The organism is Bacillus sp. 196mf (assembly GCF_003217275.1).
Classification (GTDB): Bacteria; Bacillota; Bacilli; order Bacillales; family Bacillaceae_G; genus Bacillus_A; species Bacillus_A thuringiensis_S.
This window is the reverse complement of record NZ_QJTG01000007.1, coordinates 140612-157867: the sequence shown is the minus strand read 5'-3', so window position 1 is coordinate 157867 and position 17256 is coordinate 140612. Positions and strand designations below refer to the sequence as shown.

Below are 17256 nucleotides of genomic sequence, written 5' to 3'. Positions count from 1 at the left end.
AAGGTAGTTGTTTGATGAAAGATTGGATGGAGTGTACAGAAAAAGGTTGCACTCAAACTTTAGAAAAGGTATTTAGTAAACTTAAATTTCCGCCCAGCCCTTTTATGAGATATGTGATATTTCTCACTACTATTATGTAACAATAAAGTCGTACTGTTTATAAAAGAAGTGACGTTTTTGTATCCCTTTGGATTTACTTATCTATGGGATAAGTAAATAAGTAGACATATAAACTGAATATAAAAACGTTTTAATTCTTTGGAAACATTCCATAATTTAGTATTGTTATATATGGAATAATTTATTTGTACGAAAAGAGGAATAAGATGTTTATACAAAAGTATAAGGATTTGATGCTAGGGATAGTTGGTGCTGTATTAGGAGTAATATCCTTTGTTTATTTTAAAGATTTAGATTATATATAAGACGGGCCTTAAGTTATTATCTGTAACATTAATCATTATAGGTCGGGTTATTGCCTGTGATTCGATCCGTTTCAATAAAAAAGAGAATAATAACGTATAAGATTATTATTATATAAATTTAGCTTGTTGAGCATGGGGAATACTAATCTTACAAAATTGTAAGATTAGAAGTCACATAGTTAGATAGAAGTCATTAACTTATGAAAAAAACTCATCTATAATCCAAATATAAATCATTTACTAAAGGAGTATTCTAATGAAAAAAATTATAAGTTATACGGTTGTTATTGCTATTTTTATAGGAATAGGATTAGGAGTAAAACGTTATGTGCAAGGTCCAGGACAACCAGTCGATGGGATTCTAGTTAGTGGTACTGCAACTGACGTAGAAAAAGTTAAACAAGAGTTTAAAAATGACACTAAACAATCAATAGACTATAAGGTAAAGTACGTCACAATAACAAAAAGGATTCCATTATCAGAAGAAGATAAGAAACAAAATGATACAAATGAAGAATTTGAAATCAACACTACAGAATATGTAGTTATTAATAGTTCTACCGCGGTAAAATTATTTAATAAGGGACTTCTAAGAGCTAGAAAAGATCCAAATTCAGCATCTATTATTTCTGAGAGGGTGAAAGATAAAAATAAAGTATCTAGTGATCAGAATCTATTATTTTCTTATGCGGGTGATAATTTTGAAAATAACCAGTTGAATTTGAACGGTAAGATAGTACCTGCTCAGTATGTTAAACAGCAAATTTGGATTGGGTATGTTCCAATGAACCTTGTTATTCTAAACGACCAAGAATATAATACAATTTCTGAATCAGAGTCAATAATGAAATTGATTCAATTTCAAAAACGTAATTTTGATTATAAAAACAAACAAGAAGTAGACAAAGTTTTACAACAGATTGATAAGCTCTCTTCGAATAATCAGAATAAAATAAACTTTGTAGAGGTACAAGACTAAATTAAAATGAAAATAAGGTGATATAAATGGAAATCGTAAGAATAGAAAATGTAGTCAAAAGTTATGGTGAAGGAAATAGTAGGGTAGATGCTTTGAAGGGCATAAATCTTTCTATACAGCAAGGGGAATTTGTATCAATCGTAGGAGCTTCTGGCTCAGGTAAAAGTACATTGTTACATATTTTGGGAGGGTTGGACCGTCCGAGTTCAGGACAAGTATTTATTGGAGAGAACAATATTTATAATTATTCAGATAATGAACTTTCGATATTTAGAAGAAGAAAAGTTGGTTTTATATTTCAGTTCTTTAATTTAATTCCTGTATTGAATGTGCAAGAGAATATAGCTTTGCCCACTTTACTAGATAATGAACCTGTAGATAATCCTTATATGGACGAAATTATTGAAATTCTGGGACTTCATGAAAGACGAAATCATTTACCATCTGAATTATCAGGAGGTCAGCAACAACGGGTTTCGATTGGGAGGGCACTTATAAATCGCCCACATTTAATCTTAGCTGATGAACCTACAGGAAATCTGGATACTCAAAATACAAAAGAAGTCATGGATTTATTAAGATTGACAGCAAAAAAATATAATCAAACTATTGTATTGATTACTCACGATTTAAAAATTGCATCAACTTCTGACCGTATTATTACAATTGAAGATGGCCAAATCATTTCCGATCAGTGGCTATCCACGAATAAGCCTAAGACGGGAGGAAACTAATCTTGATTGGTAATTATAAACAATTAAGCAGGAGATACTTAAAGGGAAATAAGAAACGAACAATTTTAACTTTGATAGGAATCGTACTCTCTGTATCGTTAATTTCTACAATCGGCCTATTTATGAACGGTACTCAGATTTCTCAAATCGAGAATACGAAAAAGAGGCAAGGGTATTCTTTTCATGCCGTTGTATTAAATTACGATGAATCGATATTGAAAAAAATTAAATATAACCCGCAAATTGAATCATTTGGTTTAATGTCACAGGGAGAAACAGTCCAAGTTGGAGAGGCTGCTGTACAAATGAATTTTGCTGATGATAACGCCTTGGAATTTTTAAAATACAGTATTATTAAGGGCAGATTGCCATCTAATGATCAAGAAGTTGCTGTTGATCCCTGGGTATTACCTTATATAAAAGAAAATATTCAAATAGGTGATTCATTCGAATTAAATGAAAAAAAATACAAATTGGTTGGTTTTCTAAGTGATAGTACATATACACAGGAAAATAAGGTGGGACGGTTACTAACCTATAAGAGTAAGTTTAGCGCTGGTGAAGGAAAAATATTAGTTGGAATTAGCTCAAAAGCAAACTTTAATGAGGTTTTAGAGGGATTCAAGACCATTTCCGGAGAAAATAATATTAATATAAGTAATGAATTAATTCAATTAGAGAAACCAGGTTACAATAATTCGATTATGGCTACGCTAATTATTACAATCAGCATTGTTGTGATAGCGACAATTGTTGTGATTTACAACGCTTTTCAAATCAGTGTCGTAGAACGAACGAGGCAGTTTGGCTTGTTGAGAAGCATTGGTGCAACACGAAAGCAAATTAGACAAATCGTTCTGAGAGAAGCTACTTTTCTGGCTGTTATCGCTATACCAATTGGAATTATATGTAGCCTAATAGCACTTGCCTCTCTGCAGTTCACTTTTTCACTTTTAATGGAAAATAGTAAAGCGGTCTCGATATTTCATGTTGATTGGAATATTTTACTAATCAGTTCGATTATTACCTTGCTTTCTGTAATAGCGTCAAGTTTGTACCCAGCTTATTTTGCAGGGAAAATCTCCCCTTTGTTGGCAATTAGTAGCAGGTTGTCAATTAAAAAGGAACAAATCAAAAAACAAAAGAATTCCATGGTGAAAAAACCTTTATCTATTCCTTTGAGCATGGCTATGAAAAATGTTAAGCGAAATAAAAATCGCTATACCATTACAATCTTATCAATTATTATAAGTAGTGTGTTATTTATTACTTTCTCGTATTTAATGAGTGTTGCATTTGCATCTAAATCTTTTGATAAGTTATCTGTTAAATCGGATATTACAATTAAGATAGTGGATAATAATCCAGATCATTTAGCTGAAAGTGAACAAGTTTTGCATCAATTGAAATCACTTGAAAATATATCTAAAGTATACGAAAAAAAGGAGAATAGCTTTGAAACTAAATTAAAGGATGTAACTCAATCTTCCGCGACAGTAAAGGAAATAGAAAACACGATTGGAAAAAGCTATTCCATTACAATCGTAAATAATTATCAAGAAAATAAAACAAAAAAAGAAGAAAAACTTACTTTACAAGTGCTTGCATATGGTTTCATTACAGTCATTTCTTTAATTAGTAGCGTTAATATCCTCAATACTATAACTATAAGTATCATGACTAGACGAAAAGAATTGGCCGCTTTGAAATCCATTGGTATGTCACAAAAGGATTTGAAAAAAATGATTACCTATGAAGCTTTGATTTACGGTTTTTCGGGAAGTTTACAAGGAATCTTTTTTGGCTGTATATTGTCTTATATTATATATTTAGCTATATCTGATATGTTGAAAATGACATGGACGATTCCTTATGAGGCTTGTATCATTACGTTTGTTTCAGCTTTAATAATTAGTTATTTATCAGTCTTAAATCCATTGAAAAAAATTCAACAAGATAATATTATTGATAATATTAGAGAACAATAATATTATAAGCCTGGCTAGATTATAGCCAGGCTATTGTAATTGGAGTATAAGCTAGGGGAAAAAAAGGAGAGGGCATACTTGAATAAAAAAATATTACTAGTTGAAGATGATGAAGCTCTTGGCATAGCCATCGAATTTTCATTGAGAAATGAAGGTTATGAGGTGATTAGAGCGTCCAGTGTAAAAGAAGCTAAACACCAGTTTGTTCACAATACATTTGATTTGTCCATCCTTGATATCGGCCTACCAGATGGTAATGGTTATGACTTATGTTTGTATTTTAAAAAGAAAAACGAGAATTCGATTATTATTTTCTTAACTGCACTAGATGAAGAAGCAAATGTGGTAATGGGGCTGGATATAGGCGGTGATGATTATATAACCAAACCTTTTCGGGTTAGGGAACTCATGGCCAGAGTGAAAGTACAATTGCGTAAACAAGCGTCGCTAGAAACGCCATCTCAAATTTTAAGATCTGAGAATATAAGAATCGATACGAACCTAGTCAAGGTTTATAAAAATTGTGAAAGTATTACATTGACGAATTTAGAATACAAGCTGCTATTGAATTTCATGAAGAATTCTCACAAAGCATTAAAAAGAGATGAACTCCTACAACAAATAACAGAAGGAGAAAATGTTTTTTTTGATGAAAACACGTTATCTGTATACATAAAGCGTTTAAGAGCTAAAGTTGAAGACAATCCTCAAAAACCACAGTTTATCGTTACCGAAAGAGGATATGGTTATCGTTGGAGCAAGGACGTGATTGGGTGAGCAAGATAATGAAAAATACCGAGTTAAAAAGCTATATGACGATACTAGCCGTCCTTTTATCTATATTTGTGATTTACCAATTTATTATTCAACAATTATTTTATGATCATTTGAAAAGAGACTCTATTGCAACATGGGGGGAAATTACAGCTAGGTTGGTAGAGCAGAATCCAGAAAATGAAGCGGAAATTATGAAAGTCTTATCAAGTCATTCGTCTCACTCAAGTAAATATCAGGAAAAAGGGACAGAGATCCTAAAGCAATATGGATTATATGAAGACTTGGATTCAAAATTTTTTCCTCACTTAAATAATCTAATTATTAATCACAATCAATTTATGATGTGGGGATTGATTGCTTTTGGATTTTTACTTTTTGTTGCAAACTACATGCAACAAAAAATTATTTTCAATAAGATTAGCCAGCTTACTAGAGCTGCAAAAAAGATAATCGAGGGAGATTACTCGGTTGTCATCAATGAAAATAAAGAGGGGGATTTTGCGAAACTGGCGATTTCATTTCGTTCAATGAGGGATATCATTAGAAAAAATATGCATGATTTGCTTGAAGAGAAACGGTTTTTAGGAGAAATGTTGCAGGATATATCTCATCAGTTAAAAACGCCGCTTTCAACTATTTCTATCTATAATGAAATGTTGTTAAATGAGAAACTATCCCGAGAGCAACAAGCTCAATTACTACAAAATAATGATATTCAGATTTCTAGAATGAATGTCTTAATTCAGAATTTGTTAAAAGTAGCAAAAATTGATGCAAAAGCGATTTCGTTTGATAAAGAGCCAGGGAATTTAGTAGATACGACTGAGGAAGTACTAAATCGCTTGCAAAGCATGATAAGTGATAAAAATATTTTGATTGATTGGAATGCCCCAAGAGAAATAGTCGTTATGCATGACAAATTATGGATGCAGGAAGCTTTGTTAAACCTGTTGAAGAATGCAATCGAACATTCTAAACCCGGTGGTAAAATAATGATTCAGGCCAAAAATTCTCCAATCTATACAGAACTAGTAATCCAAGACTTTGGAGAGGGAATTTCAGCTGAAGAATTACCTCATATTTTTGAACGATTCTATAAATCAAGTAGTTCTAAAAAGCACGGATCGACCGGAATTGGATTGGCACTTGTCAAAGCTATTATAGAGGCACATCACGCCTTAATTACAGTTGAAAGTGAAAAAAATGCTTATACAAAATTTACAATTATTTTTATGAAATTTTAATAACAGTTTGGTATATATTTTAATCTTTTTAATATAAAGGGGTTTTTTTATGTTTAATAGATTGAAGTGTTTTCTTTTATCTGAGAAAGAAATAGTTGATACTGTGAAAAAATACAAGGAGGAAAAAATACACGTTTCCATAATAAAAGATTTTTTAGGGGATTTAATCTTAATAAGAACTTTTACATTTTTAATGTTTGTTCCAGTATCAACTTTTATTTTTTCAGTTATAATTTATGGAGCTGTTTTCTTTTTATCAGGCATTAAGATTACTGTTTGGGGCATCACTATAATGTTATTAGTTCCAATAACATTACTTTTCTATATGAATATAACTAATACATCAATTATTATTACTGATTTAGTGAGAAAATTTTTATTAACCATAAAATATCTAAATCCATTTTACTCAATCATAAATAAACCTTGGCTCTTTATTTTTGAATTATTAATTGGTTTTTTATATGTATTTCTGCTATCTTTATTTTCTATTTGGATAGTATTACATTCATTAGAAATAGATTTTTCTGAATTTAGTTCGGAGGACAATCGAAGTTTTCAATTTTCAATTATTATTTTACATACAGCAATTTATTTGTTTATAAGAGTTCATGGCCAGTATTGTAAGACAACTAAGCAAAAAATTAAAAAGCTGAAAATGAAGTTTTATTTATGGTTTTGTTCTATGATTGCAAGTATTGTATATATATTTGAATCACTCTTTAATTATATGAATGGAATCCAAGCAATTTATTTTATTTTTGTTTTAATGATTGCTTTAGAAAGAACAGTGACACATTATAAGAAATTTATAGATTTTTTAGAATGTGAAAATTTGTATGAAAAATATTTTTAGAGAGAAAAGTCTTTTGAAATATAAAAAGTTATACTTACTAAATACTGGACGAGTAAAAAAACGCTATTCTTTTTCTAGAATCATAGGAAAAGATAGCGTTTTTGTTTAATATACTCAAAAACAAAAATCTTTTGGTAAAGTACCATTTTTAATAAATGTTCTTAACCCATGTTTTATAATCCAAGGATTAATAGGATGCTGTTTATCACGTAATTGCTGTAACCACTGAAAAACGAGTTCTTTATCTTCTTTCGTAATATCGTTAATATGATTGGCTACAGATTTTTGAACATATTTAGAAGGGTCATTCATTAATGGTTCAAGAAGTTGTAAATTGTACTTAAAATCACCTTTTAGAGCTCCTATTTTTTTAGCCCAAGGAAGCCTTGGTCTTGTACCTTCAGAAACTAATCTCCTAATGTGGCTGTTTTCATCATGAATCCACTGTTGTAATATGTTTAGTGTATCTTCATGGTATGTTTCAAGAAAGGGCCGAATGGCATATTCAGCAGTATTCCTTTTCGTTATTTCATACATTGCATTAAACGAGATTTTAAAATCGTTAAGCCCATATTTTTCAACGTATTTTGCAACAGGCATGTACATATATCCATTTGTAAATGTGCCTACTTCTGTTGTGTTTTCTGGTCCTAATGTTTTCAGTAATATATGTATTGCGGCATTAAAATCTTTTTGTAAAGCATTGTGTAATTCATCTGCAATTACTTCAATACGCTGTTTTAACTCTAAATTTTCAACTTTACAAGCTACAGAATCTACAAAGATGCTTTTAGAGAAACAAGGATCGTGTTTACAAATAGAATCAGCTATTTTTTCTGCTAATTCTTCATTAAATAAAAATTTTAACGGAATATATTTACCCATTTTTTCACCTCGGTGGTCAAATGAAAACAATTTTTATTTTTTAATCGACAATCCATAAACCAAAGTCTCACTCGGAGTCGTAATACTAAAACCTGTCGTCTTATAATCAAGTTTCACCGTATCACCAGTGTAGTCTTTCGTGAATGAATCCATTTGTACGATAAGCTCTGCATCTTCATATACAACATCATCTGCGTTATATGTATCCCAAATTAAATCGACATCAACGAAAATACTACAAGAGTTCGTCATTGTTCCTCTAATGCGAACGATCTTTTTATCTTCAAGTTCTAATCTATGTATAGCTGCTTTCGCTTCATCAGTAATGCGAATGTTCATTGTATCCCAACCTTTATTTATATTTCCTTTATTATTGCAAAAACAGGAGCAATAGGGAAGTAAAGAGGTTTGCAACAAAAAACGAGCAAACAAATTTGTTTGCTCGTTTCACTTTATTTTAGTTCACATTTATCAAGTGGAATCACTTTTGTTTTTTTCGTAAATTTATAACCTAACCATAGTACTAAGAAGAGTGGTAAACCGATGTAAGAAACGAGTACACCGTTCCAATCAATTGCTTCACCCATAAATGCGCCGTAGTTTTGTCCTAAAATTACGATGATACAAAGTGTAAATGCGAAGATTGGACCGAATGGGAACCATTTTGCTCTATATGGTAAATCATTTAAATCTTTTCCTTGTGCGATATATGCTTTACGGAAACGGTAATGACTAATTGCAATTCCAACCCATGCGATAAAACCAGACATTCCGGATGCGTTTAATAACCAAATGTATACAACACCATCACCGAATAAAGAAGCAATGAAAGCAATACTCCCAACAATTGACGTTACGATTAACGCGTTAACAGGTACACCGCGGCTATCTAATTTACCAAGAAACTTTGGTGCTTTTCCTTGGCGAGCTAAATCCCAAAGCATACGAGTTGATGCATACATACCAGAGTTACCAGCAGATAGTACAGCAGTTAAAATAACAGCGTTCATAACAGAAGCAGCAAAGGCAACGCCCGCTTTTTCAAAAATAAGTGTAAACGGACTTACTGTAACATCACTTGCAGCAAGGCTTTCAGTTGTATAAGGAATTAATAAACCGATAACGAGAATCGCAAGGATATAGAATAAAAGAATACGCCAAAAGATTGAACGAATTGCTTTTGGGATATTACGTTCTGGATCAGACGTTTCACCAGCAGCTACTCCTAATAGTTCAGTTCCTTGGAATGAGAAACCAGCTGCCATAAACACACCGATAATTGCCATGATACCGCCGTTAAATGGTGCATCTGCAACAGTGAAGTTTTTAAATCCAACCGTTTCACCGCCCATAATTCCAAAAATCATCATGAAACCAACAATTAAAAAGATAATAATCGTAACTACTTTAATAAGTGCGAACCAATATTCAGATTCACCAAACCCTTTAACAGATAAATAGTTTAAAAGGAAAATAATAGCTAAACATAATCCGCTCCAAATAAGAGAAGGGGTATCTGGGAACCAAAATTTCATAATTAATGTTACGGCTGCAAGTTCAGCAGCAATCGTAATTGCCCAGTTATACCAATAGTTCCATCCAAGTGCAAAGCCAAGTGATGGATCAACAAATTTTGTTGCATACGTGCTAAAAGATCCAGTAACAGGCATGTAAGCTGCAAGTTCAGCTAAGCTTGTCATTAAAAAATAAACCATAATTCCAATTGCGGCGTATGCAATTAATGCGCCACCAGGTCCAGCTGTATGGATGACACCACCGCTGGCAAGAAATAGTCCGGTACCAATTGTACCACCGAGAGAAATCATCGTAAGGTGACGAGATTTTAATCCGCGTTTTAATTCACCTTGTCCTTGTGTAGTTTGCGTTTTAGAGGTAGATTGATTTGTTGCGCTATTCATGTTCAACACTCCTTTTCTTGTAGGTTAGGAAGGAGCGGGGGAGAAAAATACAAAAAACCGCCAAAGGAATTTGGCGGAACGTTTCACAAATAACCACCCCATCATACCCTTCCGTTAAGATAGCACCCCACGTTTACACGGTAATTTTGTAAACGTGACAGTTCTGTTCCTTTCGGAGACAGCCCCAGCTCATATTTCCAGAGAAGAAATATAAACTTCGGCAACTTTTCCTTTCAAACGGAGTCAGCTGACATTCTCTGTGTCTCGTCCGTTTTACTATTAAAAGTCGCAACCTCTACCTCATCGGATTGATGAGGATTTATATATTGCTAAGATTTTTAATATATGGCAATTGTAATGACTTTCTGAATATATTGCAAGATATTTTGTTAGGAAAAGTCAAAAAATATCGGTTATTGTATAGGAAACGCTTGCAAAACTCCACCCGAACCTACTATTATGTAGCAATAAGCAAAGAAAAAATTGTTATACAAATGTTTCGCAAAAAATATTGAAAAATCCTCTAAATTAAAAGAAAATTCAGAAAAATATAATTCGACATAACTATCAAAAGAGGATTATTCCTTAAATTCGTTTCAAAGAATAAGTATAAATTTAACGAATAGGATGAATATTCTTTTTATTTTTTAGTAAAATTGGGGTATTGTTTAATTGAAAAGGGGAAATCAATATGAAATTAGAAACAGAAAGGCTCTATATAGTGCCGTGTACAGAAGAGAGAATTCAAATTGCTAACGAGCAAGGATACAATAGCGGTCCGCATATTGTAGGGCATGTAAAGAATGTAAAACAAGATGCAGCTATATTACCATGGGGCGCGTGGTATGTTCTTCGGAAAGAAGATGATAGCGTTATAGGTGATATTGGGTTTAAAGGGAAACCAAACGAGAATCAAACAGTGGAAATTGGCTATGGATTTATTGAGAAATATTGGAATAAGGGCTATGCAACAGAAGCTGTAAGAGAACTAATCGATTGGGCTTTCAAAACAGGAGAGGTAGAAACAATAATTGCAGAGACACTTCTAGATAATTATAGTTCGATTCGTGTTTTAGAAAAGTTACATATGAAGAGAGTAAATGCTACAGAAACGATGATTAATTGGAAAATAGAAAAATAAAAAATACCGCTCTAAATTGGGCGGTATTTCTTATAGTTATGGTAGCATTTGCTTCTGATCATTTGGATACTCAGCCGTTGATGCGTTAGGACGATTGGAATGATTTCGAACAGCAATGAAAATAGAAATAATAACGACAAGACCAACTGCAACGTAAGAAAGTGAAATAATAGTTGGATCCACTTTAAATGTAGTAAGCAGTGTACGTATATTCGTAAAGATAATAAGACCGCCAACTAATACCCCAAGTAAATGTGCTGGAACGATACGAACTAACCATGCAGCAATTGGAGCTGCGACAATACCGCCAAGCATTAAGGCAAATACCCAAACCCAGCTTACTTGTTCCCAGCCAAGTGAGATGAAGAAGCCAATTGTTGCAGCGAGTGAAACAGGAAATTCACTCGTATCTACAGATCCAATAACTTTTCTAGCTTCATTTCCTCTTGCTAGAAGAACAGGCGTCGTAATCGGCCCCCAACCACCGCCACCAGTTGAATCAACGAATCCAGCGAATAAACCAAGCGGCACAAGTTGTTTTGCAGACATACGCTTATTTGAAGTGACAATTTGTTTTTGAATGATGAATCGTAATAAAATATAAACCCCTAAAGTAAATAAAAATACGGAAATGTACGGTTTGATTACATCGCCAGGCAAATTACTTAAAAAACATGCCCCAACAAATGCGCCGATTGCCCCAGGTAATGTAAGCCTGGAAACTGTATATTTATCAACGTTTCCAAATTTGATATGAGCTGCGCCAGAAGCTGCAGTTGTAACGACTTCAGCTAAATGAACCGATGCGGAAGCTACAGCCGGTGCAATACCAAACATTAATAATAGTGAAGTAGACGTTACCCCATACGCCATTCCAAGTGCTCCATCGATCAATTGAGCGAAAAATCCAATAATAGCAAAGACAATTAATTTTTGCATAAATAATCCCCCTGTAATAATAAATGAAAAAGACACTTTTCCCGTATGAGAAAAGTGCCTTTGGTTTTTCCAATCAGCAATAATTAAATTTGTTTCATTATAATACATATTAATCGTATAAATCAACTAGGTTTTAAAGTTTTTGAATTGAATGAAAGAAAAATAAAATATACAATAAAAGGATGGAGAGAAAGGGGAGAAAGACATGTTACGATTTGATCATCTCGTTCACACAGTTCATGGTACACCGGAGGAAGCGGCAAAACAAATGCAGGAACTTGGATTTCATACTGTATTAGGCGGAGAGCATACGAACTGGGGTACTTGGAATAGTTTAAGTTATTTTGACTTATCATACATAGAATTTTTGGCAGTTCAACATGAAGAAAAAGCGAAAGAAGCAGAAAACCCATTAGTACAAGAAACAGTGGTGAAACTACAAAATGGAGAAGGAATGCTACAAATCGCAATCCGAACAGATGCAATTGAGGAGCTAGCAGTTAACTTTAAGAAGCACGGCTTACATACGATAGGGCCATTTGAAGGGAAACGCATGAGAAAAGATGGCCGGCTTTTAGAATGGAAAATGTTATTTGTTAAGCAAGAAGAGAACGGACCGAAATTACCTTTCTTTATACAGTGGAATGAAACGGATGAAGAAAGAAGAAACGATTTACGTAACAGTGGGACGATTACTGAACATAAAAACAAAGTACAACAAATTGAAACGATTCATTACGCAGTGAAAAACGTTCGAGAAACAGTGCGGAAATGGAAAGAAGTAATGGGACTATCTACAAGCTCAGTTGTGAAAAATGAAAACTGGAATGCTGAGTGTCAAAGTGTAGTATTTGGAGATATTCATGTGCAGTTTTGTGAACCGATTGGAGAAGGGCTAGTACTAGAACATTTGAATAAGAATGGTGAAAATCCATTTGCAGTAGAGTTTACAGGTGGAAATAAAAGAGAGCATGAAGTGCTAGGTAGTTTGTACATATATTAATAGAGGTGAATGTTGTGGAAGAAATCCTCAGAGAGATAGAGAGAATACTAGAATGGCCTCGTATGTTAAAAGCGACTGTTATTTCAAAAGGCTTTTCATTCGATGAGAAATATAAAATTGAATTAGAGAGTGGGGCCTCGTATTTTATTAAAGTATGCGATTCATCATATTTTGAACGGAAGCAGGAAGAATATGAATATATGCAGCAGCTAGATTCTTTACATATTCCTATGCCAAAATTAATTCATTTTATTAGTCTTACTAAATTCAATAAATGTGTACAAGTTTTTGAATGGATTGATGGATTAGATGGTGAAGATATATTAAGAACGTTGTCTACAGAAGAGCAGTATAGGGCTGGAAAAAAGGCTGGAGAAGTACTAAAAAAGATTCATTTAGTTGAAAAAGAAGATAAAAGTAATTCATGGGAAATGTCTATATGGAGTAAATATGAGAGATACTTAGAAGCGTTGAAAGAATATGAAGTAGACTTTTTTCGTTTAAATACAGTGATAGATTTTGTAGGAAATCATAAAGATTTATTAAAAAATCGTCCCATCGTATTTTTACATGACGATTTTCATCCGGCTAATATAATGATTGACCAAAATGAGTTTCGGGCTGTCATTGATTTTGCTAGATTCGATATTGGTGATCCTATTCATGATTTTTATAAAGTAGCACTATTTACAACGAATATAAGCAAACCATTTGCGGTTGGACAAGTTCACGGTTATTGCGGAGGAGAACCTGATCTACATTTTTTGAAACTGTACTCATTATATGCAGCAATGATATTCCCGGCTGATATCGTATGGACAAACCGAAGCACACCATATTTATTAGATGATATGAAGGAAAGATTAAATGGAATTTTAGAAGATCATAATGATTTTTCATCCTATATTCCAAAATGGTATCAATCAAGCGAATTTAATAAATAAAGGAGTAATTTATATGGATAAAATAGCAGTAATTTCAGATATTCACGGTAATATTCAAGCATTAGAATCCGTGTTGAATGATATTAAATTAAGAGGAATCGAGCGCATTATTTGTCTTGGAGATTTAGTAGGAAAAGGACCTCATTCCAGTGAAGCAATTGAAATCATTCGTAAAGAATGTGAAGTAGTCGTAATGGGAAACTGGGATGATTTTATTACAAAGCCGACTGAATTTGAAGCATTAAAATGGCATCAAAAACAATTATCAGAAGAACAAAATGACTATTTAAGAAGCTTACCATTTTCAATCGAGTTTTATATGAGTGGAAAACTCATTCGTATGTTCCACGCTTCACCGAGAAGTTTGTATGAAAGAATTCAACCACACGCTTCAAGAGAAGAGCGTATTAGTATGTTCGAAAATAGTGATTTGACTGAAAATATAGAAGGGGAAAGAAAACCAGATGTCGTTTGTTACGGTGATGTTCACCAAGCGTTCGTTCAAAATTTCAGAGGGAAAACGTTATGTAATGCTGGTAGCGTAGGAAACCCACTTGAAATAACACAAGCTTCCTATTTAATATTTGAAGGGACTTACAATGAAAAAGAAGCAGCAAGTTTTTCTATCCAACTCGTACGAGTACCGTATGATATTGAATTAGCTATCAGACTAGCAGAAGAACTCGAAATGCCAGAAATTGCAGAATACAAACAAGAATTACGGACTGCACTGTATCGAGGATTTAAGGGGAAATAAGGAGAAATATAAATCAATATTTGTTGTTTATAATTATGTTATGTAGACTAATTACAGGGGAGATATTAGATGGATAAAAAAGAGAATCCGAACGATTGGCCTGTATGGGCGAATGAGTCAGTAGAGATAGTTAGTGCAAATCCTGATTGGCAAGATAAAGGCCGATGTGAAGAACAGCAACTATATGAACTGCTTGCTCCTCTCGGTATAAGCAAAGTAATACATATAGGAAGTACATCCATACCTGATTTACCTGCAAAACCTATCATTGATCTAATGGCTGAAATAGACTCATTTGAAAGAGTACTAGATATTTCAGCTACATTGGCCATATATAATTGGCATTATGTAAGCCCAGAATTAGATGAAAGACCTTGGAGAAGGTTCTTTGTGAAAGTTAAGAATAATAGGCGTGTAGCTCACCTGCATTTGATGGTTAAAGGAACTGAGCGATGGGAGCAACAACTTTTATTTCGCAACCACTTACGAGAAAATCCACAATTAGTTTATGAGTATTCAAATCTTAAACAAGATTTAGCTAAAAAATTTAAACAAGATAGAGAAGCATACACAAAAGCTAAAACAGAATTTATTAAACAAGTTCTAAAATGATACAACCTTGGATTGTAACTATGTTTGAATACAAAAGAAAAAACAAACTTTATTTTATAACTTAAACTTACATGAAAGGCATGTAAACAAAGTGATAGACTGCGATATTTTAATGTATTTCCTTTTATTTATTAGGATAAATTATATATAATTGAATCAAGTTCATATAAGGATAGGCAATTACAGGGGATAAGGCGAAAATATGTTAAAAAACGCAAAAAGGGGACAAGAAATATAATGAATGAAGTACTAGAACTAAAAGAAGAACTACTACAAATTAAAAATAACAATTATGCTGTACCAAAAGACGTAGATGCATATCCATATGCGCAGTGGATGCTAGATTATATCGGATCACCTGATGCTGAACTGCGTGATGATTTGATATATAGTACGCTTCACAAATGGATTACAAATGATGTATTTAGACAAAAAGAGTTAAGAGGATTAATGTTACAAGCAATTAGTCCTGATTATTTATTTTATAAAATTGGTGAAAAGGGAACAGACTCTGTATTTAAACGTGCATTCTCCGTATTAATTCCACCACTTATTTTATCTGTTCATGAAAGAGAACCGTTGTTATCGGAAGAACAATTGTACAGTGTGGCAGAACAAGTGTTGGAATATGTATATTTAGAAGAAGATGTAAGGGGCTACGTAGAAGGAAAAGGCTGGGCACACTCTACTGCACATGCAGCAGATGCGCTCGATGCGTTAGCACGTACAATTCAAAATCGTGAGTTTTCATATGCGATTCTTGCGGCTGTTCGTCAGAAGGTTCGATTGAGTGATTACGTATATGTACACTTTGAGGATGAGAGATTAGTAAAGCCAATTATGTCGTTACATAACCAAAAGCTTTTAACTGAAGAAGAGTGGAGCAATTGGTTACATAGTATAGCAACTGTTGAAGACATCCGACATCCGCAGCATGCTATTTTAGTACAAAATATTAGAGCTTTCTTAAGAAGTTTATATTTTAGAGTTTTAGAGACAGAGGGTAGCACATCCTTTACAGATGATATATTGGAGACTTTGAAAGGGTTGCGTAGGTATTAAAAATACGTTTTTCTAAGAGAAAAGTACATAAAACCACTACCTCCCAACCATACTAATAAAATGTGTTGGAGGTGAGTTTTATGGACAAAAAAGACTTTGAAAAAGTGTATAATGATTATTTACATCAAGGAGAAGAGCAAGCTCAATTTGAAATAGCTCAGGAAGTTACTTCAGGAGCAGAACAAATTGTTGCCGTTCGTAAAAATGATGATGGAGATTTAATAGCGTTTAAAACAAGTAGCGGGAGAGAGTTAGATTATATGACTGCTCTTAATGAAGCAAAATCAGGGAAGTTAGCTCATGTGGACGTATTTCATAAGTATGGCAGAGATATTATACGTAGTGAACCGGATGGAATAAAAGAAAATAACTTAGATAATTTACCTTCATTTTAAACGGGTAAACCTCAAGAAGAGAATGTACATTACGATATTCTCTTCTTTGTTTTGCGAAGTTTTCCTAGCAAATAGACGATTCATTTTTAAAGTGAGATCATACTTTTAAAGAGTGCTCTAAATTTCTCTTTATCTTCTGCTGTAAATGGTTTCGGTCCCTTTGTACGTTTACCACTTTTTCGAACCATTGCACTTAAATATCGTGTTTGTAACAATTGTTCAATGTTATCATTCGTATACTTATAGCCTTTATGGTGTAGAACGATACAGCCTTTTGCTAAAGCGAGCGAAGCAAGACCGTAATCTTGTGTTACGATTAAATCTTCTTTTTTTGCTAACTGCATAATTCGGTAATCTGCAGCATCTGCTCCAGAATCAACATAAATTGTTTCGACACCTTTTGGCTGCTCTGCATTAGAATAATGTGAAAAACTAGTAACGAGGGTAACAGGAATTTCCACATTCGTAGCCTCAAAAATAATCACATCTTTTACAGGACAAGCATCTGCATCAACGTAAATCTTCATTTTATCACTCCTATAAATAGGTTCGAGTTGATAATAATGGTAGATTTAGGTTTTGTCAAACGAGAAAGC

At 33.2% G+C, this 17256-nt stretch carries 18 protein-coding genes and 1 riboswitch; of the genes, 13 read left to right on the top strand and 5 right to left on the bottom strand.

Features of this window, described 5'->3' with window-relative positions:
* Positions 1-681: 681 nt before the first annotated feature.
* The 6 genes from ATL10_RS13175 to ATL10_RS13150 all read left to right on the top strand — a co-directional run bounded on the left by ATL10_RS13175 (position 682) and on the right by ATL10_RS13150 (position 7003).
* Positions 682-1404, top strand: coding sequence for a lipoprotein BA_5634 family protein (locus ATL10_RS13175; RefSeq protein ID WP_110496990.1), 723 nt, complete (start codon positions 682-684; stop codon positions 1402-1404).
* Positions 1405-1430: 26 nt separating this feature from the next.
* Complete coding sequence (locus tag ATL10_RS13170) at positions 1431-2138, top strand: ABC transporter ATP-binding protein (protein ID WP_000407086.1); 708 nt, start codon at positions 1431-1433, stop codon at positions 2136-2138.
* A 2-nt stretch (positions 2139-2140) separates the two neighbouring features.
* Positions 2141-4126 (top strand): ABC transporter permease, encoded by a 1986-nt coding sequence (locus tag ATL10_RS13165; protein WP_097822352.1) that lies wholly within the window; start codon positions 2141-2143, stop codon positions 4124-4126.
* Positions 4127-4204: 78 nt separating this feature from the next.
* Positions 4205-4903 (top strand): response regulator transcription factor, encoded by a 699-nt coding sequence (locus tag ATL10_RS13160; protein ID WP_001035094.1) that lies wholly within the window; start codon positions 4205-4207, stop codon positions 4901-4903.
* An 8-nt stretch (positions 4904-4911) separates the two neighbouring features.
* Positions 4912-6147 (top strand): HAMP domain-containing sensor histidine kinase, encoded by a 1236-nt coding sequence (locus ATL10_RS13155; RefSeq protein WP_110496988.1) that lies wholly within the window; start codon positions 4912-4914, stop codon positions 6145-6147.
* A gap of 49 nt (positions 6148-6196) precedes the next feature.
* Positions 6197-7003: a hypothetical protein gene (locus tag ATL10_RS13150; protein WP_000483294.1), complete on the top strand. Its 807-nt coding sequence runs from the start codon at positions 6197-6199 to the stop codon at positions 7001-7003.
* 114 nt (positions 7004-7117) lie between these two features.
* On the opposite strand, the gene ATL10_RS13145 is transcribed toward ATL10_RS13150, so the two are convergent.
* The 3 genes from ATL10_RS13145 to ATL10_RS13135 all read right to left on the bottom strand — a co-directional run bounded on the left by ATL10_RS13145 (position 7118) and on the right by ATL10_RS13135 (position 9807).
* Positions 7118-7888: a DNA alkylation repair protein gene (locus ATL10_RS13145; protein WP_098284725.1), complete on the bottom strand. Its 771-nt coding sequence runs from the start codon at positions 7886-7888 to the stop codon at positions 7118-7120.
* A gap of 33 nt (positions 7889-7921) precedes the next feature.
* Positions 7922-8227, bottom strand: coding sequence for an iron-sulfur cluster biosynthesis family protein (locus ATL10_RS13140; protein ID WP_001026167.1), 306 nt, complete (start codon positions 8225-8227; stop codon positions 7922-7924).
* 113 nt (positions 8228-8340) lie between these two features.
* Complete coding sequence (locus tag ATL10_RS13135) at positions 8341-9807, bottom strand: amino acid permease (RefSeq protein WP_001083396.1); 1467 nt, start codon at positions 9805-9807, stop codon at positions 8341-8343.
* Positions 9808-9919: 112 nt separating this feature from the next.
* Positions 9920-10113, bottom strand: a riboswitch (Lysine riboswitch).
* Between the two features lie 385 nt (positions 10114-10498).
* Between ATL10_RS13135 and ATL10_RS13130 the strand changes: the two genes are divergently transcribed.
* Positions 10499-10948, top strand: a complete 450-nt coding sequence (locus tag ATL10_RS13130) for a GNAT family N-acetyltransferase (protein WP_025117841.1) — start codon at positions 10499-10501, stop codon at positions 10946-10948.
* Between the two features lie 36 nt (positions 10949-10984).
* Here the strand turns inward: ATL10_RS13130 and ATL10_RS13125 are convergent, their stop codons facing one another.
* Entirely contained in the window at positions 10985-11887 is a 903-nt protein-coding gene (locus ATL10_RS13125) for a sulfite exporter TauE/SafE family protein (RefSeq protein ID WP_097923947.1), read from the bottom strand.
* Between the two features lie 205 nt (positions 11888-12092).
* Here ATL10_RS13125 and ATL10_RS13120 point away from each other — a divergent pair, with 205 nt between their 5' ends.
* The 6 genes from ATL10_RS13120 to ATL10_RS13095 all read left to right on the top strand — a co-directional run bounded on the left by ATL10_RS13120 (position 12093) and on the right by ATL10_RS13095 (position 16660).
* Positions 12093-12890: a VOC family protein gene (locus tag ATL10_RS13120; protein ID WP_097923945.1), complete on the top strand. Its 798-nt coding sequence runs from the start codon at positions 12093-12095 to the stop codon at positions 12888-12890.
* Between the two features lie 14 nt (positions 12891-12904).
* Positions 12905-13834, top strand: coding sequence for an aminoglycoside phosphotransferase family protein (locus ATL10_RS13115; RefSeq protein WP_110496986.1), 930 nt, complete (start codon positions 12905-12907; stop codon positions 13832-13834).
* 13 nt (positions 13835-13847) lie between these two features.
* The gene (locus ATL10_RS13110) at positions 13848-14591 is read left to right on the top strand and encodes a metallophosphoesterase family protein (protein ID WP_088115492.1); all 744 of its coding nucleotides are present in this window, start codon (positions 13848-13850) and stop codon (positions 14589-14591) included.
* Positions 14592-14660: 69 nt separating this feature from the next.
* Positions 14661-15203, top strand: a complete 543-nt coding sequence (locus tag ATL10_RS13105; protein WP_053564111.1) for a GrpB family protein — start codon at positions 14661-14663, stop codon at positions 15201-15203.
* A gap of 237 nt (positions 15204-15440) precedes the next feature.
* On the top strand, positions 15441-16265 hold the full coding sequence (locus ATL10_RS13100) for a DUF2785 domain-containing protein (RefSeq protein ID WP_075717767.1): 825 nt from the start codon (positions 15441-15443) through the stop codon (positions 16263-16265).
* An 80-nt stretch (positions 16266-16345) separates the two neighbouring features.
* A complete protein-coding gene (locus tag ATL10_RS13095; protein ID WP_000358159.1) occupies positions 16346-16660 on the top strand; it encodes a DUF3892 domain-containing protein in 315 nt (104 codons plus the stop codon).
* A gap of 86 nt (positions 16661-16746) precedes the next feature.
* On the opposite strand, the gene ATL10_RS13090 is transcribed toward ATL10_RS13095, so the two are convergent.
* The gene (locus ATL10_RS13090; protein ID WP_000708772.1) at positions 16747-17187 is read right to left on the bottom strand and encodes a YaiI/YqxD family protein; all 441 of its coding nucleotides are present in this window, start codon (positions 17185-17187) and stop codon (positions 16747-16749) included.
* Between the last annotated feature and the right edge of the window lie 69 nt (positions 17188-17256).

Excerpts from the sequence above, each read along its gene's own strand:
- ATL10_RS13125 (WP_097923947.1), bottom strand. The coding sequence starts at position 11,887 with ATGCAAAAATTAATTGTCTTTGCTATTATTGGATTTTTCGCTCAATTG.
- ATL10_RS13145 (WP_098284725.1), bottom strand. The coding sequence starts at position 7,888 with ATGGGTAAATATATTCCGTTAAAATTTTTATTTAATGAAGAATTAGCA.
- ATL10_RS13155 (WP_110496988.1), top strand. The coding sequence starts at position 4,912 with ATGAAAAATACCGAGTTAAAAAGCTATATGACGATACTAGCCGTCCTT.
- ATL10_RS13090 (WP_000708772.1), bottom strand. The coding sequence starts at position 17,187 with ATGAAGATTTACGTTGATGCAGATGCTTGTCCTGTAAAAGATGTGATT.
- ATL10_RS13105 (WP_053564111.1), top strand. The coding sequence starts at position 14,661 with ATGGATAAAAAAGAGAATCCGAACGATTGGCCTGTATGGGCGAATGAG.
- ATL10_RS13150 (WP_000483294.1), top strand. The coding sequence starts at position 6,197 with ATGTTTAATAGATTGAAGTGTTTTCTTTTATCTGAGAAAGAAATAGTT.
- ATL10_RS13120 (WP_097923945.1), top strand. The coding sequence starts at position 12,093 with ATGTTACGATTTGATCATCTCGTTCACACAGTTCATGGTACACCGGAG.
- ATL10_RS13110 (WP_088115492.1), top strand. The coding sequence starts at position 13,848 with ATGGATAAAATAGCAGTAATTTCAGATATTCACGGTAATATTCAAGCA.
- ATL10_RS13095 (WP_000358159.1), top strand. The coding sequence starts at position 16,346 with ATGGACAAAAAAGACTTTGAAAAAGTGTATAATGATTATTTACATCAA.
- ATL10_RS13130 (WP_025117841.1), top strand. The coding sequence starts at position 10,499 with ATGAAATTAGAAACAGAAAGGCTCTATATAGTGCCGTGTACAGAAGAG.
- ATL10_RS13170 (WP_000407086.1), top strand. The coding sequence starts at position 1,431 with ATGGAAATCGTAAGAATAGAAAATGTAGTCAAAAGTTATGGTGAAGGA.
- ATL10_RS13140 (WP_001026167.1), bottom strand. The coding sequence starts at position 8,227 with ATGAACATTCGCATTACTGATGAAGCGAAAGCAGCTATACATAGATTA.
- ATL10_RS13175 (WP_110496990.1), top strand. The coding sequence starts at position 682 with ATGAAAAAAATTATAAGTTATACGGTTGTTATTGCTATTTTTATAGGA.
- ATL10_RS13135 (WP_001083396.1), bottom strand. The coding sequence starts at position 9,807 with ATGAATAGCGCAACAAATCAATCTACCTCTAAAACGCAAACTACACAA.
- ATL10_RS13100 (WP_075717767.1), top strand. The coding sequence starts at position 15,441 with ATGAATGAAGTACTAGAACTAAAAGAAGAACTACTACAAATTAAAAAT.